The organism is Pseudomonas laurylsulfatiphila, from assembly GCF_002934665.1.
In the GTDB taxonomy this organism is placed as follows: Bacteria; Pseudomonadota; Gammaproteobacteria; order Pseudomonadales; family Pseudomonadaceae; genus Aquipseudomonas; species Aquipseudomonas laurylsulfatiphila.
In genome coordinates this window covers 253,257-269,493 of sequence record NZ_NIRS01000004.1, presented here as the reverse complement: position 1 = coordinate 269,493, position 16,237 = coordinate 253,257, and the positions used below count along the sequence as shown (strand labels likewise).

General features: G+C 61.0%; 14 protein-coding genes. 13 read left to right on the top strand and 1 reads right to left on the bottom strand.

Features of this window, described 5'->3' with window-relative positions; translation table 11 throughout:
* The first annotated feature begins 5 nt into the window (after positions 1–5).
* From leuD to CD175_RS15950, 6 genes are all read left to right on the top strand, one after another.
* Positions 6–650: a 3-isopropylmalate dehydratase small subunit gene (gene leuD, locus CD175_RS15975; RefSeq protein WP_103395076.1), complete on the top strand. Its 645-nt coding sequence runs from the start codon at positions 6–8 to the stop codon at positions 648–650.
* Positions 651–806: 156 nt separating this feature from the next.
* Positions 807–1,574, top strand: a complete 768-nt coding sequence (locus CD175_RS15970; protein WP_104449644.1) for a class I SAM-dependent methyltransferase — start codon at positions 807–809, stop codon at positions 1,572–1,574.
* Positions 1,575–1,639: 65 nt separating this feature from the next.
* A complete protein-coding gene (leuB, locus tag CD175_RS15965) occupies positions 1,640–2,722 on the top strand; it encodes a 3-isopropylmalate dehydrogenase (RefSeq protein WP_104449643.1) in 1,083 nt (360 codons plus the stop codon).
* A 66-nt stretch (positions 2,723–2,788) separates the two neighbouring features.
* The gene (asd, locus tag CD175_RS15960) at positions 2,789–3,901 is read left to right on the top strand and encodes an aspartate-semialdehyde dehydrogenase (RefSeq protein ID WP_007975660.1); all 1,113 of its coding nucleotides are present in this window, start codon (positions 2,789–2,791) and stop codon (positions 3,899–3,901) included.
* Between the two features lie 207 nt (positions 3,902–4,108).
* A complete protein-coding gene (locus CD175_RS15955; protein WP_104449642.1) occupies positions 4,109–5,119 on the top strand; it encodes an aspartate-semialdehyde dehydrogenase in 1,011 nt (336 codons plus the stop codon).
* Positions 5,120–5,324: 205 nt separating this feature from the next.
* Complete coding sequence (locus tag CD175_RS15950; protein WP_104449641.1) at positions 5,325–7,934, top strand: motility hub landmark protein FimV; 2,610 nt, start codon at positions 5,325–5,327, stop codon at positions 7,932–7,934.
* 234 nt (positions 7,935–8,168) lie between these two features.
* On the opposite strand, the gene CD175_RS15945 is transcribed toward CD175_RS15950, so the two are convergent.
* Entirely contained in the window at positions 8,169–9,086 is a 918-nt protein-coding gene (locus CD175_RS15945; protein ID WP_104447890.1) for an IS110 family transposase, read from the bottom strand.
* A 347-nt stretch (positions 9,087–9,433) separates the two neighbouring features.
* On the opposite strand from CD175_RS15945, the gene truA reads away from it, so the two are divergent.
* The 7 genes from truA (at position 9,434) to purF (ending at position 16,219) form a co-directional block, all read left to right on the top strand.
* Positions 9,434–10,258 (top strand): tRNA pseudouridine(38-40) synthase TruA, encoded by an 825-nt coding sequence (gene truA / locus CD175_RS15940; RefSeq protein WP_032829430.1) that lies wholly within the window; start codon positions 9,434–9,436, stop codon positions 10,256–10,258.
* Positions 10,259–10,321: 63 nt separating this feature from the next.
* Positions 10,322–10,948 (top strand): phosphoribosylanthranilate isomerase, encoded by a 627-nt coding sequence (locus CD175_RS15935; protein ID WP_104449640.1) that lies wholly within the window; start codon positions 10,322–10,324, stop codon positions 10,946–10,948.
* Between the two features lie 191 nt (positions 10,949–11,139).
* Positions 11,140–12,060, top strand: a complete 921-nt coding sequence (gene accD, locus CD175_RS15930; RefSeq protein WP_007975665.1) for an acetyl-CoA carboxylase, carboxyltransferase subunit beta — start codon at positions 11,140–11,142, stop codon at positions 12,058–12,060.
* Entirely contained in the window at positions 12,057–13,364 is a 1,308-nt protein-coding gene (gene folC, locus CD175_RS15925) for a bifunctional tetrahydrofolate synthase/dihydrofolate synthase (protein ID WP_104449639.1), read from the top strand. The genes accD and folC overlap by 4 nt, the downstream gene beginning before the upstream one ends.
* The gene (locus tag CD175_RS15920; RefSeq protein WP_104449638.1) at positions 13,348–14,013 is read left to right on the top strand and encodes an SPOR domain-containing protein; all 666 of its coding nucleotides are present in this window, start codon (positions 13,348–13,350) and stop codon (positions 14,011–14,013) included. The genes folC and CD175_RS15920 overlap by 17 nt, the downstream gene beginning before the upstream one ends.
* A 98-nt stretch (positions 14,014–14,111) precedes the next feature.
* On the top strand, positions 14,112–14,672 hold the full coding sequence (locus CD175_RS15915) for a CvpA family protein (RefSeq protein ID WP_007975669.1): 561 nt from the start codon (positions 14,112–14,114) through the stop codon (positions 14,670–14,672).
* Between the two features lie 41 nt (positions 14,673–14,713).
* On the top strand, positions 14,714–16,219 hold the full coding sequence (gene purF / locus CD175_RS15910; RefSeq protein WP_007975670.1) for an amidophosphoribosyltransferase: 1,506 nt from the start codon (positions 14,714–14,716) through the stop codon (positions 16,217–16,219).
* Positions 16,220–16,237 lie beyond the last annotated feature (18 nt).

Here is a 16,237-nt window from a genome sequence, read left to right as displayed (position 1 = left end):
GCAGCATGAAAGCTTTTACCCAGCACACTGGACTTGTCGCGCCTTTGGATCGTGCCAACGTCGACACCGACCAGATCATTCCGAAGCAGTTCTTGAAGTCGATCAAGCGCACCGGTTTTGGCCCGAACCTGTTCGACGAATGGCGTTACCTGGATGTGGGGCAGCCGTACCAGGACAACTCCAAGCGTCCGCTCAACAAGGACTTCGTCCTCAATGCCGAGCGTTACCAGGGCGCCAGCGTGTTGCTGGCCCGTGAGAACTTCGGTTGCGGCTCCAGTCGTGAACACGCGCCGTGGGCGCTGGAAGAGTACGGTTTCCGCAGCATCATCGCGCCGAGCTATGCCGACATCTTCTTCAACAACAGCTTCAAGAACGGCTTGCTGCCCATCATCTTGAGCGATGCCGAAGTCGACGAACTGTTCCAGCAGGTCGAGGCCAATCCTGGCTACCAGTTGCAGGTCGATCTGCAAGCCCAGACCGTGACCCGCCCTGACGGCAAGGTGTTGAGCTTTGAAATCGATGCGTTCCGCAAGCATTGCCTGTTGAACGGCCTGGACGACATCGGCCTGACCTTGCAGGACGGCGATGCGATTGCAACGTTTGAAGCCAAGCACCGTGCGAGCCAGCCGTGGCTGTTTCGCGATGCGTGATTGAGCAGAAATTGATGTAGGCAGGGCTGGCCTCTTCGCGAGCAGGCTCGCTCCCACAGGGACTTTGTAAACACTGAAAGTCCAATGTGGGAGCGAGCCTGCTCGCGAAGGCGGCAGCCCAAACACCCAAAGACTCACCCCAAAAAGGAAGTCCCCATGACCAGCACCGCCCAGCACAGCCAGGTAGTCCAAAAGCAATTCGGTGAACAGGCCTCGGCCTACCTGAGCAGCGCCGTCCACGCTCAAGGCACCGAATTCGCGCTGCTACAGGCTGAACTGGCGGGGCAGGGCAATGCCCGGGTCCTGGACCTGGGTTGTGGCGCCGGTCACGTGAGTTTCCACGTAGCGCCGCTGGTCAAGGAAGTCGTGGCCTACGACCTGTCGCAACAGATGCTCGATGTGGTGACGGCTGCCGCTGCCGAGCGTGGTTTGAGCAACGTGACCACGGTCAACGGTGCCGCCGAGCGCCTGCCGTTCGCCGATGGCGAATTCGATTTCGTCTTCAGCCGCTATTCGGCGCACCATTGGAGCGATCTGGGCGTGGCCCTGCGGGAAGTGCGCCGGGTGTTGAAACCGGGTGGCGTGGCGGCATTTGTCGACGTGTTGTCACCGGGCAGTCCGTTGTTCGACACTTACCTGCAAAGCGTCGAAGTGCTGCGCGACACCAGCCATGTGCGCGATTATTCCGCCGGTGAGTGGCTGCGCCAGGTCAGTGAGGCGGGGTTGCACACCCGCAGTACCACCCGTCAACGCTTGCGCCTGGAGTACAACAGCTGGGTCGAGCGCATGCGCACCCCTGAAGTGATGCGCGCGGCGATCCGCCAGTTGCAGCAGTCCATGGGCAACGAAGTGCGCGAATATTTTGAGATTGAGGCCGATGGTTCGTTCAGTACCGATGTGCTGGTGCTGTTTGTAGAACGATAGGTGTCGAGCGATAGAATTTTTCCGGGAGCGCCCAAGGGTGCACCGACTGATGACATGAGGAAAGCATGAGCAAGCAGATTCTGATTCTCCCAGGTGACGGTATTGGCCCGGAAATCATGGCCGAAGCGGTCAAGGTGCTGGAGCTGGCCAGCGACAAGTTCTCTTTGGGCTTCGAGCTGAGCCACGACGTGATCGGTGGCGCGGCCATCGACAAGCACGGCGTGCCTTTGGCCGATGAAACCCTGGAACGTGCCCGTGCAGCCGATGCCGTGTTGCTGGGCGCCGTTGGCGGCCCGAAATGGGACACCATCGAGCGTGACATCCGCCCTGAGCGCGGCCTGTTGAAAATCCGCGCGCAACTGGGCCTGTTCGGCAACCTGCGCCCGGCGATCCTGTACCCGCAACTGGCCGAGGCTTCCAGCCTGAAGCCGGAAATCGTCTCCGGGCTGGACATCCTGATCGTTCGCGAACTGACCGGCGGCATCTACTTCGGCGCACCACGTGGTACCCGTACCCTGGAAAACGGCGAGCGTCAGTCCTACGACACCCTGCCGTACAGCGAAAGCGAAATCCGCCGCATCGCCCGTGTCGGCTTCGACATGGCTATGGTCCGCGGCAAGAAGCTGTGCTCGGTGGACAAGGCCAACGTACTGGCGTCCAGCCAATTGTGGCGTGAAGTGGTCGAGCAAGTGGCCAAGGATTATCCTGAAGTCGAACTGAGCCACATGTACGTCGACAACGCCGCCATGCAACTGGTGCGGGCACCGAAGCAGTTCGACGTGATCGTCACCGACAACATGTTCGGCGACATCCTGTCCGACCAGGCTTCGATGCTCACCGGTTCCATCGGCATGCTGCCGTCGGCGTCCCTGGACACCAACAACAAAGGCATGTACGAGCCGTGCCACGGTTCGGCGCCGGACATCGCGGGCAAGGGCATTGCCAACCCGCTGGCGACCATTTTGTCGGTGTCGATGATGCTGCGTTACAGCTTCAATCAGCAGGCTGCCGCCGACGCCATCGAGAAAGCCGTGAGCCTGGTGCTCGATCAGGGCTTGCGCACGGGTGACATCTGGTCGGCCGGTTGCATTAAAGTCGGTACGCAGGAAATGGGTGACGCAGTAGTCGCCGCGCTGCGGAATCTGTAATCTCTCGGGCCCGCTGCCAAATTCAAGACAAGGCAGCGGCCCACATTTCAAGAAGGTGTAGTTGCGATGAAACGTGTAGGTCTGATCGGTTGGCGCGGTATGGTCGGTTCCGTGCTCATGCAGCGGATGCTGGAAGAGCAGGATTTCGATCTTATCGAGCCGGTGTTTTTCACCACTTCCAATGTCGGTGGCCAAGGCCCGTCCGTGGGCAAGGACATTGCTCCGCTCAAGGACGCTTACAGCATTGAAGAGCTGAAAACCCTCGACGTGATTCTGACCTGCCAGGGTGGCGACTACACCAGCGAAGTCTTCCCCAAGCTGCGCGAAGCCGGCTGGCAGGGTTACTGGATCGACGCCGCTTCCAGCCTGCGCATGCAGGATGACGCGGTGATCGTGCTGGACCCGGTGAACCGCAAGGTCATCGACCAGCAGCTCGATGCGGGCACCAAGAACTACATCGGCGGCAACTGCACCGTCAGCCTGATGCTGATGGGCCTCGGTGGCCTGTTCGAAGCGGGCCTGGTGGAATGGATGAGCGCCATGACCTATCAGGCGGCCTCCGGTGCCGGCGCGCAGAACATGCGTGAACTGATCAAGCAGATGGGTGCGACCCACGCCGCTGTCGCCGATCAACTGGCCGATCCGGCCAGCGCGATCCTCGACATCGACCGTCGTGTGGCCGAAGCCATGCGCAGTGACGCGTACCCGACCGAAAACTTCGGCGTACCGCTGGCCGGCAGTCTGATCCCGTGGATCGACAAGGAACTGCCGAACGGTCAAAGCCGTGAAGAGTGGAAGGCCCAGGCCGAGACCAACAAGATCCTCGGTCGCTTCAAGAGCCCGATCCCGGTCGATGGCATCTGCGTGCGCATCGGCGCCATGCGCTGCCATAGCCAGGCGCTGACCATCAAGCTGAACAAAGACGTGCCGATCGCCGATATCGAAGGACTGATCAGCCAGCACAACCCTTGGGTCAAGCTGGTGCCGAACAGCCGCGAGACCAGCATTCAGGAGCTGAGCCCGAACAAGGTCACCGGCACCCTGAACATCCCGGTTGGCCGTCTGCGCAAGCTGAACATGGGCTCGCAGTTCGTCGGCGCGTTCACCGTCGGCGACCAGTTGCTGTGGGGCGCGGCCGAACCGCTGCGTCGCATGCTGCGGATCCTGCTCGAGCGTTGATCGACTGATGCAATGAAAGAACCCGCGCCTTGAAAGAGGTGCGGGTTTTTTTATCGTTGTTAAAAGATCGCAGCCTTCGGCAGCTCCTACAGGGGAACTCGTATCTCCTGTAGGAGCTGCCGAAGGCTGCGATCTTTTGTTCTAAATTGCCGAACCGCCACCCACCCGGTAAAGTGCCGCTCCCCCCGTTTCGCCAGAGGCCAAGCCATGAACCAGTCCATTGATATTGCCGTGATCGGCGCCACCGGTACTGTCGGCGAAACACTCGTGCAGATTCTCGAAGAGCGCGATTTCCCGATCGGCACCCTGCACCTGTTGGCCAGCAGCGAGTCGGCCGGCAGTTCCGTACCCTATCGCGGCAAGAACGTGCGGGTGCGGGAAGTCGATGAGTTCGACTTCAGCAAGGTGCAGTTGGCATTTTTTGCCGCCGGCCCGGCTGTTTCCTTGAGTTTTGCTTCCCGTGCGACCGATGCCGGTTGCTCGGTGATCGATCTGTCCGGTGCCTTGCCGGCGGACAAGGCGCCGCAGGTCGTGCCGGAGGCCAACGCTCAGGTGTTGGCGGGCTTGAAAAAGCCGTTTCTGGTCAGCGGTCCAAGTCCGTCGGCTACCACGCTGGCGGTGGTGCTCGCGCCGCTGATGGATGTACTCGATTTGCAGCGCGTCAGCCTGACCGCCAGCCTGGCGGTATCGGCCCAGGGCCGTGAAGCCGTGAGCGAGCTCGCCCGGCAAACCGCTGAACTGCTGAATGTGCGGCCGCTGGAACCGAAATTCTTTGACCGGCAGATAGCCTTCAACCTGTTGGCCCAGGTCGGCAAGCCGGATGAACAAGGTCATACGCTGCTGGAAAAGCGCTTGGTGCGGGAGCTGCGTCAGGTCATGGCGCTGCCTGCATTGAAGATTTCCGTCACTTGCATTCAAGCCCCGGTGTTTTTTGGCGATAGCTATAGCGTGACCCTGCAGTGCGCAAAGGACATTGATCTAGCCAAAGTCAATGCTGCGTTGGAAGACGCGCCCGGTATCGAACTGGTCGAGGCGGGCGATTACCCGACGCCGGTAGGTGACGCGGTAGGGCAGGATGTGGTCTACGTGGGGCGGGTTCGCCACGGTATCGACGACCTGTCGGAACTTAATTTGTGGCTGACGTCAGATAACGTACGCAAAGGCGCCGCGCTCAACGCTGTGCAGCTGGCTGAGTTGTTGATTAAAGACCTCCTGTAAAAGATACTTTGCAACAATTTGTCGAATGATTCCGCGCGAGCCTATGCTTGCCGGAGCGCTGAAGGCGAGCCACTCTGCGGGGCTTTCCGGGGCATCAATCAAATGATCGCGCGCGACGACCTTCGTCGTTGCACGCAATGCCTTACGGCGGCGGCTATCAATATCTTCTCGCTGGCCGAGGAATGTTCAAACTAAGGATGAGCTAATGGTTCAAGTTCGCAAACTGGTGTTAGCAATAGCGGCCGCCTCGGCGCTGTCCTCCGGTATGGCGCATGCCCTCGGGCTCGGGGAACTGACCCTGAAATCGACGCTCAACCAGCCGCTGGTGGCGGAAATCGAGCTGCTCGATGTCAAGGACCTCACCGCTGCCGAATTGGTGCCGAGCCTGGCTTCGCCGGAAGATTTCGCCAAGGCCGGTGTCGACCGCCAGGCGTTTCTGAATGACTTGACCTTCACCCCGGTGCTTAACGCCAACGGCAAAAGCATCCTGCGCGTGACCTCCAGCAAGCCGCTCTCCGAGCCGATGGTGAAATTCCTGGTTCAGGTGATGTGGCCGAACGGCCGTTTGCTGCGCGACTACAGTGTGCTGCTCGATCCATCGAAATTCTCGTCGCAAACCGCCGAGGCGGCTGCGCAATCCGCACCGAGTTCAACTGTCGCTGCGCCGGTTACCGGTGCGACCAAACCATCGCAATACACCACCACGCCGCGCGATACCCTGTGGGAAATCGCCGCGAAGGCGCGTAATGGCGGTTCGATCCAGCAAACCATGCTGGCCATTCAGGCGCTGAACCCGGACGCCTTCATTGACGGCAACATCAACCGCCTGAAAACCGGCCAGGTGCTGCGTATGCCGGATCAGGCGCAGAGCACCAACCTGCCGCAACCCAAGGCCATCGCCGAGGTGGCCGCGCAGAACAAGGCCTGGCGTCAGGGTCGCCGTTATGTCGCCAAGCCCGGGGCGGGGCAGCAGCAACTGGACGCCACCAATCGCGCTCGCACCGATGTTGCTCCGACTCAAGCGGCCGGCGACAAACTGAGCCTGGTGTCTGCCGAGTCCGGCAAGAATCGTGGCAAAGGGCCTGCCGGCGATGCCGCGGCCCTTAGCAACAAGCTGGCGGTGACTCAGGAAAGCCTCGACACCAGTCGTCGTGATAACGCCGAACTGAAGAGCCGCGTGGCCGACCTGCAAAGTCAGATGGACAAGCTGCAGCGCCTGCTCGAGTTGAAGAACAATCAACTGGCCAAGTTGCAGGCCGAGGGCGCGACTGGCGCACCAGGCACCGCAACGGCTCCGGCAATGTCGGCCGAGCTGGCGCCCAATCCGGCTGCACCTGCTCCGGCAGACACTGCGCCAGTGGCCACGGCGCCCGAGGCAGCTGCGGCGCCGGTCGGGCAACCTGCCGAGGCGACGCCGGCCACATCCGATGATCAGAAATTCAATGAGTTGCTGAGCAATCCGGTGCTGCTGGGCCTGGTGGGTGGCGGTGCTGTCGTTCTGCTGCTCTTGCTGCTGTTGCTGGCGCGCCGCCGCAAAGCCCAGCAAGCAGCCGAGAAGCATCAGCGCATGGCGCGTGCCCTGGCCGAAGAGCAGCCGTTCTCGGCCGATCTCGACTTGCCGGAAAGCAGCTTCGAAGGCCTGGAAGTTCCGTCGCCAAGCGTGAAGCTGGCGACTGCACCGACGCCAGCTCCTGCACCCGCGCCGGTCATTGCCCCGGTCGTGATGACCACGCCGATCGCCGCACCATTGGTGTCGCCGGCTGCCGAGCGTTCCGATGACGTGCTGGGCCAGGCTCAGTCGCACATCGATGCCGGTCGCCTGAACCAGGCTGCCGCGTTGCTGGAGGACGGCGTCAAGCGAGAGCCGCAGCGCAGCGATTTGCGCTTGAAGCTGATGGAAGTCTACGGCCAGCAAGGCGACCGCGATGCGTTCGTCGGCCAGGAGCGCAAGCTGGTGGCCAACGGCGACAACTTCGCCCAGGTCGAAAAACTCAAAAGCCGCTTCCCGGCCATGGCGCTGGTCGCTGCCGGTGGCATCGCTGCAGCCGCCGTTGCTGCCGAGCTGGACGCGCAGTACGTCAAGGACCTGTTGCTCGATGAGCCGCAAGCACCCGCGCCGGAACCGACGCCGCTTGAGGATGACCTCGACAGCGCCTTCGACCTGAGCCTGGATGATCTGGACACGATCCAGCCTGTGGCGCCTGCACCTGTTCCGGAGCCTGAGGTGGTGGCTTTGGCGGATCTGGACGAATTCCCGCTGGATGACGATCTGAGTTTTGAGTCGGTGTTGCAGCAACAGACCGAAATCAAGGAAAACCTCGACGACCTGTCGGACTTCGATCTTGACCTGGATCTCGGTGCGCAGCCGTCGCCGGCGATGCTGGCTGAGGATGATTTCCTGCTGGATCTGGATGAAGGCGTGAAGGATTTTCCAGTCGCCGAAACCCCGGCTGTTCCTGACGTTGCGCTGGATGATCTGGATTTGCCTGCCGACTTCGACCTGTCGCTGGCCGACGAAATGAGCACGCCGGATGCGTTCGCCGCCGAGCTGGATGATGTCAACGCCGAGCTGGAAAGCTTGTCCAGCAGCATCGGTGAGCCGACCTTTACCGAAGCCGATGCCGCACTGGATGGCGATGACGAGTTCGACTTCCTCTCGGGTACCGATGAAGCCGCTACCAAGCTCGATCTGGCCCAGGCCTATATCGACATGGGAGACAGCGACGGTGCCCGCGACATCCTCAATGAGGTCGTGAGCGAAGGCAGTGACGAGCAGAAGAGCGAAGCCAGGGAGATGCTTTCGCGTCTGGCTTGAGTGATCGTCAGGTTGTAAACAGAACGGCAGCCCGGTGAGGCTGCCGTTTTTGTTTGGGCGATAACCTTTTAGGAGCGAGCCTGCTCGCGATGAGGCCAGTACAGCCAGCATCTACTTCGCCTGACACACCGCCATCGCGAGCAGGCTCGCTCCTACAGGGGGATCATGGCCAGGCGCAGATCCCGGGAACGCCCAATAAACCTGTGGGAGCAACTGTCTTCCCCCTGCCACTCGTCACCGCCACTCGGTGCCGTCCCGCAACATGGCATTCAGCCTGATCAGTAGGATCCGCATGCAGGCGATGAGCGCGACTTTCGCGCTCTTGCCTCGCTCCCGAAGAGCGTCATAACGTGCCTTGAAGTCTGGCTGATGACGGATCACGACCCAGCAAGACATGTAAAGCGCACGTCTGACGCGGGCTCTGCCTCCGTAGATTTGACGTTTTCCGCTGTGATTGCCGCTGTCGTCGTTGTACGGCGCAATTCCCGCCAAGGCCGCCACTTCACGACGATCAAGCGCTCCCAATTCGGGCAGATAAACCAGCAAGCTGGCTGTGGCCACCGTACCGATGCCTTTAACGGAAATGAGTCGCTCGGCTTTTTCGGCATCCAGCTCATGCATGCTCTGATGGATGGTTTTATCGAGCTGCTTGATCTGCACTTGCAGGTAGTGAACAAGACCTTTGATCGCCACGGTAACAGCGGGTAGTTGAACTTGCTGAAGCCGGCGCTTGTTGTCGTCTCGTTGCTGAACAAACTGCTCGCGCAACTGGATCAACTCGCGCAGTGCTTCACGTTCCGGCGAAATGATTTTGTCGCGGGATGCATGCAGCACTTCAGCGAAGTCCGCCAGCACGGCCGCGTCGATGGGGTCGGTCTTGGCATTCTTGCCCATGGCCACGGCGAAGGCTCTGGCCCGGCGGGGATTGATTCTAAGCACTTTGAAGTTGGCGCCTTGCAGCGCCGCCATGACCTTGCATTCGTACCCACCGGTGGCCTCCAGCAGAACCCGGTCAACCTCGTACTGGCTCAGGCGCTCAATCAGCTCAACAAAGCCTTCTGACGTATTGGGAAGGTCAAAACCTTCACCTTGAGGTTGAACCCATACAACCAGGTTTGATTTGGAGATATCGATGCCGACCCAGGAAATCATGGCAAAACCCTCTTACACTCAGGAGTGAGAGTGCTCTGGCTTTGCCCACGCTTGTGATTCGAGTGGCGCTCGTCCAACTGTTCGGGCTTATGGGCCAGAGTGGAAAGGTGGATGGCAGCTTGGCTCCCACACGTGCTTTTAGCACCGCGGACTCACAGCTTGCCATTCACCTCTCTCACCCCAGAGCTTATCCCTAGATCTAGACACAAGCGGGCTTGCCCGCGATGGGGCAGGAACAGTCAAAGGAGATCTCTCTGGTATCCCCGCCCGGCGGCCTTATAATGCCCGCCTTTGGTACATCAGCAGGCTGTCCCTCCTTGGCAAATATAGATAACCCGGCCGCCGAAATGGCAGCCGACGGCTTTTTCCGGATCGCGCTGGGCGTTGAATACAAAGGCTCGCGCTACCGTGGCTGGCAGCGCCAGGCGTCCGGGGTGCTCACCGTGCAGGAAACCCTCGAAAACGCCTTGTCCAAAGTCGCCGATTCGCCCGTCTCGCTGATGTGCGCCGGGCGTACCGACGCCGGGGTGCATGCCTGCGGACAGGTGGTGCATTTCGATACCCAGGTCGAGCGTTCGATGAAAGCCTGGACCATGGGCGCCAACATCAACTTGCCCCACGACGTCAGTGTCAGTTGGGCCAAGGTCATGCCGGCGCATTTCCATGCGCGGTTCAAGGCCATTGCCCGGCGTTATCGCTACGTGATCTACAACGATCAGATCCGCCCCGCGCACCTGAACGAAGAAGTGACCTGGAACCACCGCCCGCTGGACGTCGAGCGCATGGCCGAGGCCGCTCAATACCTGCTCGGCACCCATGATTTCAGCGCTTTTCGCGCCGGTCAGTGCCAGGCCAAGTCGCCGATCAAGGAGCTGCATCACCTGCGCGTCACCCGTCACGGCAAGATGATCGTGCTGGACATTCGCGCCAGCGCCTTCCTGCACCACATGGTGCGCAACATCGCCGGTGTGCTGATGACCATTGGCGCCGGCGAGCGTCCGGTGGAATGGATGAAAGAGGTGCTGGAGAGCCGGATTCGCCGGACCGGTGGCGTGACCGCGCATCCATTCGGGTTGTATCTGGTACAGGTCGAGTACCGTGACGAGTTCGAATTGCCCGAGCGTTACATCGGTCCACACTTCCTGACCGGCTTCTCCGAACTTGGCGGCTGACGCCCTCGAACGCTTTTGTTACCATCCGGGACTTTCCCGGATTTGTCTTGGAGTTGTATCGACATGTCAGCCGTTCGCAGCAAGATCTGTGGGATTACCCGCATAGAGGATGCGTTGGCAGCCGTCGAGGCCGGGGCGGATGCCATCGGGTTCGTGTTCTATGCCAAAAGCCCCCGGGCGGTGACGTTCCAGCAGGCGCGCTCGATCATCCAGGCGCTGCCGCCGTTCGTGACCACTGTGGGCCTGTTCGTCAATGCGAGCCGTTGTGAACTGGGTGAGCTCCTCGACGCGGTGCCCCTGGACCTGCTGCAATTTCACGGCGATGAAAGCGCGGCGGAATGTGAAGGGTGGCACCGTCCGTACATCAAGGCGCTGCGGGTCAAGGCCGGTGATGACATCGCCGCTGCCTGTAATGCGTATGCCAGTGCCAGCGCAATCCTGCTCGACACCTATGTCGAAGGCGTTCCCGGAGGAACCGGTGAGGCGTTCGACTGGTCACTGATACCGCAAGGCTTGAGCAAACCGATCATTCTGGCCGGCGGCCTGACGCCGGATAACGTCGCCGAAGCGATTGCCCGCGTCCGGCCTTATGCCGTGGATGTCAGCGGCGGGGTAGAGGCGAGCAAGGGCATCAAGGATCACGCAAAGGTCCAGGCATTTATCAAGGCGGTACGCGGTAGCACCTGTTGATGTGACGGCTGGCAGACTGCCGCCGTCCACTGCACTGTACAAAACGGCTGAGGGTCATGGGGTGGTACGCAGGTCACGTTTCGCTGATCCGGCCATTCACTGATCATCGCCGCACACATGAATTTAGCGCTAGGGCATACACGGGGCTGCGAACCAGAGCGTTCGGGCCGCCGGTACTGGAGAAAGAAAGCATGAGCAACTGGTTAGTAGACAAACTGATCCCTTCGATCATGCGTTCCGAGGTCAAGAAGAGCTCGGTGCCTGAAGGTCTTTGGCACAAATGCCCGTCTTGCGAGGCTGTGCTGTATCGTCCGGAGTTGGAAAAGACCCTGGACGTTTGCCCCAAGTGCAACCATCACATGCGTATCGGCGCCCGCGCCCGTATCGACATCTTCCTCGACGTTGAAGGCCGTACCGAGCTGGGTGCAGACCTGGAGCCGGTTGACCGTCTGAAATTCCGCGACGGCAAGAAGTACAAGGACCGCCTGACCGCTGCACAGAAGCAGACCGGCGAAAAAGACGCGCTGGTTTCGATGAGCGGCACGTTGTTGGGCATGCCGATCGTGGTTTCGGCGTTCGAGTTTTCCTTCATGGGCGGTTCGATGGGCGCCATCGTCGGTGAGCGTTTCGTTCGCGCCGCCAACTATGCCCTGGAAAAACGTTGCCCGATGGTCTGTTTCTCGGCTTCCGGCGGTGCGCGCATGCAGGAAGCGCTGATTTCCCTGATGCAGATGGCCAAGACCTCTGCGGTGCTGGCGCGTCTGCGTGAAGAAGGCATCCCGTTCATCTCCGTGCTGACCGATCCGGTCTACGGCGGCGTTTCCGCCAGTCTGGCGATGCTGGGCGACGTGATTGTCGGCGAGCCGAAGGCGCTGATCGGTTTTGCCGGTCCGCGTGTGATCGAGCAGACCGTGCGTGAAAAACTGCCGGAAGGCTTCCAGCGCAGCGAGTTCCTGCTGGAGCACGGTGCCATCGACATGATCATCGACCGTCAGGAGCTGCGTCCGCGCCTGGGCAACCTGCTGGCGCAAATGATGGGCCTGCCGACACCGAAGTTCGTGGCTGCACCCATCGAGCCAATCGTGGTTCCACCGGTACCTGCCAGCCTATGACCCAACGTACCCTTGGCGAATGGCTCGCCTACCTCGAACAGTTGCACCCTTCGGCCATCGACATGGGGCTGGAGCGGTCGCAGCAGGTAGCGTCCCGCATGGGACTGGGCAAGCCGGCGCCACGGGTGATTACGGTCACCGGGACCAACGGCAAGGGTTCCACCTGTGCGTTCGTGGCGTCCTTGCTGCGGGCCCAGGGCTTGAAAGTGGGGGTTTACAACTCCCCGCACCTGCTGCGCTACAACGAGCGGGTAACGGTTAACGGCGTCGAAGCCACTGACGCCGAGCTGTGCGAGGCCTTTGCTGCGGTAGAGGCCGGGCGTGGCGACACTTCGCTCACCTACTTCGAAATGGGCACCCTGGCGGCGTTCTGGCTGTTCCAGCACTCCGGGCTCGATGCGGTGGTGCTGGAAGTCGGTCTGGGCGGTCGTCTGGACACGGTCAACGTGGTGGATGCCGACATGGCGCTGGTCACCAGTATTGGCGTCGATCATGCCGATTACCTGGGTGATACTCGAGAGTCCGTGGCCTTCGAGAAGGCCGGTATTTTCCGCCAGGACGCGCCTGCGCTCTGCGGCGATCTGAATCCTCCACAACCCCTGCTGGACAAGGCGCGCGAACTCGATTGCCCGTTTTTTCTGCGTGGGCGCGATTTTGATCTCGGCGTGACCGATCACAACTGGCAATGGCGCGGTGTCGATGCGCAAGGGCGTGCAGTTGAGCTGCGCGACCTGCCGCTGCTCGACCTGCCGATGGAAAACGCCGCGCTGGCGTTGCAGGCTTACTTGCTGCTTGGCTTGCCTTGGGTGGATGCGCAGATTATCGAAGCGCTACGGGCTACGAAGGTGGTCGGTCGTCTGGATCGCCGCGCGTTCGAGTGGCAGGGCAAGCGTTTGAATTTATTGCTGGATGTGGGGCATAACCCGCATGCGGCGGAGTATCTGGCCCGTCGTCTGGCCAGTCGTCCACCGGTCGGCAAGCGTCTGGCGGTGTTCGGGCTGCTGGCGGACAAGGATCTGGGTGGTGTTGTCGGCGAGTTGAATGCTAGTGTCCAGCACTGGGCTGTTGCACCGCTGGATTCGCCTCGGGCGCGTCCGGTTGCGGATCTGCACGATGCATTGCAAGGTCTTGGTGCCTCGGTCACGTCATACGACAGTGTAGCGGCCGCCCTGGAAGGGCAGTGCGCGCAGGCCACGAGCGACGACGAAATCCTGTTGTTCGGATCATTTTATTGTGTCGCCGAGGCCCTTGAATGGCTGGCCCGGCGCTCCACGGAGGAAGCGGCAAATGGCGTTGCTGGATAAGGCATACAAACAGCGCATGGTTGGCGCCCTGGTGTTGGTCGCGCTGGCGGTGATTTTTCTGCCGATGCTGTTTTCCCGCCAGGACGAACAGCGCCAGGTGACGGTCGAAGCGCCGGCGGCTCCGCAGGCGCCTGCGCTGCCCCAGGTGCAGGTCGAGCCCGTGGCGGTGCCTGAGCCGCAAGCCTTGCCCCAGGAGCCCGTGCCGAGCGATGACGAAATCGCCCAGCAGGAATCGGCGGTGCCGGCTGTGCCGGTGGCTCCGGCACCTGCCGCCAAACCGGTTACGCCGCCGCCTGCGCCTGCGCCGGTCCCGGCGTTGGCCGCCAAACCTGCGACCGCGCCTGCCCAGCCCATCACGGCGGCACCCGGCAAGCCGGACACCACGCAAAGCCGTGTTGATGCCAATGGTCTGTCGGTCAGTTGGTCGGTGCAACTGGCCAGTCTGGCGAACCGTGAAAGCGCGGAAAAGCTTCAGAAAACCCTGCGCAGCCAGGGTTACAATGCCTACATCCGGACCGCCGACGGCAAAAACCGGGTGTTTGTCGGGCCGCTGATCGAGCGTGCAGAAGCCGACCGGCTGCGGGATTTGCTGAACCGCCAGCAGAACCTGAAGGGGTTTGTCGTGCGCTTTCAGCCGGAACGTGGCTAAAACTATCGCCCCGATATGAAATGCACTGACAATCGCAGCTTACCGATAAGCATGGGCTCTGCTAAAATGCGCCGCCTTATCCGTCTGTAGGCTGCACTGTGCCATTTACCTGGGTTGACTGGGCGATCGTAGCAATCGTCGCCATCTCCGCATTGATCAGTCTGAGCCGCGGCTTCGTCAAAGAAGCACTGTCGCTGCTGACCTGGATCATCGCAGGAGTCGTTGCCTGGATGTTCGGTGGCTCATTGTCCGAGTACCTCGGCGGGTACATTCAAACGCCATCGGCCCGTATAATCACGGGCTGTGCCATCATGTTTGTCGCCACTTTAATCGTAGGCGCAATGATCAATTATCTTATCGGCGAACTGGTTCGCGTCACCGGGCTCTCCGGGACCGACCGATTCCTCGGCATGGCCTTCGGCGCCGCGCGTGGCGGGTTGCTGGTGGTCATCGCCGTCGGGCTGTTGAGCCTGGGGCCGGTACAGCAGGACGGGTGGTGGAAAGAGTCACAGCTCGTGCCAAAATTTCTATTGGTCGCCGACTGGTCCAAAAACCTGATCCTCGGGTGGAGCAGTCAGTGGCTTGCCAGCGGAATCAGCGTACCCGCTGATATTCCGTTCAAGGAGCAACTCTTGCCGATGGCCAAAACGCCTCAGTGAGTAGTGCTCAGTTCAGATCCATTAAGTAGGGGTTGCGTCGCATGTGTGGCATCGTCGGTATCGTCGGTAAGTCGAACGTCAATCAGGCGCTGTATGACGCGCTAACCGTGCTCCAGCACCGCGGCCAGGACGCTGCCGGTATCGTGACCAGCCATGATGGCCGGTTGTTCCTGCGCAAGGATAACGGCCTGGTGCGTGACGTGTTCCAGCAGCGTCACATGCAGCGCCTGGTCGGCCACATGGGCATTGGCCATGTGCGTTATCCGACCGCGGGCAGCTCGACGTCGGCTGAAGCTCAACCGTTTTACGTCAACTCGCCTTACGGCATCACCTTGGCGCACAACGGTAACCTGACCAACGTTGAACAACTGGCCAAGGAGATTTACGAATCTGACCTGCGCCACGTCAACACCAGCTCCGACTCGGAAGTGCTGCTCAACGTGTTCGCGCACGAACTGGCCCAGCGCGGCAAGTTGCAGCCGACCGAAGAAGACGTGTTTGCCGCCGTCACCGACGTGCACAACCGTTGCGTCGGTGGTTATGCCGTCGTGGCGATGATCACCGGCTACGGCATCGTCGGCTTCCGCGACCCGCACGGCATCCGCCCGATCGTTTTCGGCCAGCGTCACACCGACGAAGGCGTCGAGTACATGATCGCCTCGGAAAGCGTTTCCCTGGACGTGCTGGGCTTCACCCTGATTCGCGACCTGGCGCCAGGCGAAGCGGTCTACATCACTGAAGAGGGCAAGCTGTACACCCGTCAGTGCGCGACCAACCCGTCCCTGACCCCGTGCATCTTCGAACACGTCTACCTGGCGCGTCCGGATTCGATCATCGACGGCGTGTCGGTCTACAAGGCCCGCCTGCGCATGGGTGAGAAACTGGCCGAGAAGATCCTGCGCGAGCGTCCGGATCACGACATCGACGTGGTCATCCCGATTCCGGACACCAGCCGCACCGCCGCGCTGGAGCTGGCGAACCACCTGGGCGTGAAGTTCCGCGAAGGCTTCGTGAAGAACCGCTACATCGGCCGGACCTTCATCATGCCGGGCCAGGCCGCGCGGAAAAAATCCGTACGCCAGAAGCTCAACGCCATCGAACTGGAATTCCGTGGCAAGAACGTGATGCTGGTGGATGACTCCATCGTTCGCGGCACCACTTGCAAGCAGATCATCCAGATGGCCCGCGAAGCCGGCGCCAAGAACGTCTACTTCTGCTCCGCGGCGCCCGCGGTTCGCTACCCGAACGTCTACGGCATCGACATGCCGAGCGCTCACGAGCTGATCGCGCACAACCGTTCGACCCAGGACGTGGCTGACCTGATCGGCGCCGACTGGCTGATCTATCAGGATCTGCCTGACTTGATCGAAGCGGTCGGTGGCGGCAAGATCAAGATCGACAAGTTCGATTGCGCGGTGTTCGATGGCCAGTACGTCACTGGCGACGTCGACGAGGCTTACCTGAACAAGATCGAACAGGCACGCAACGATGCCTCCAAGGTCAAGACGCAGGCAGTCAGCGCGATCATCGATCTGTACAACAACTGAGTTTCTACCGGCCCTGAG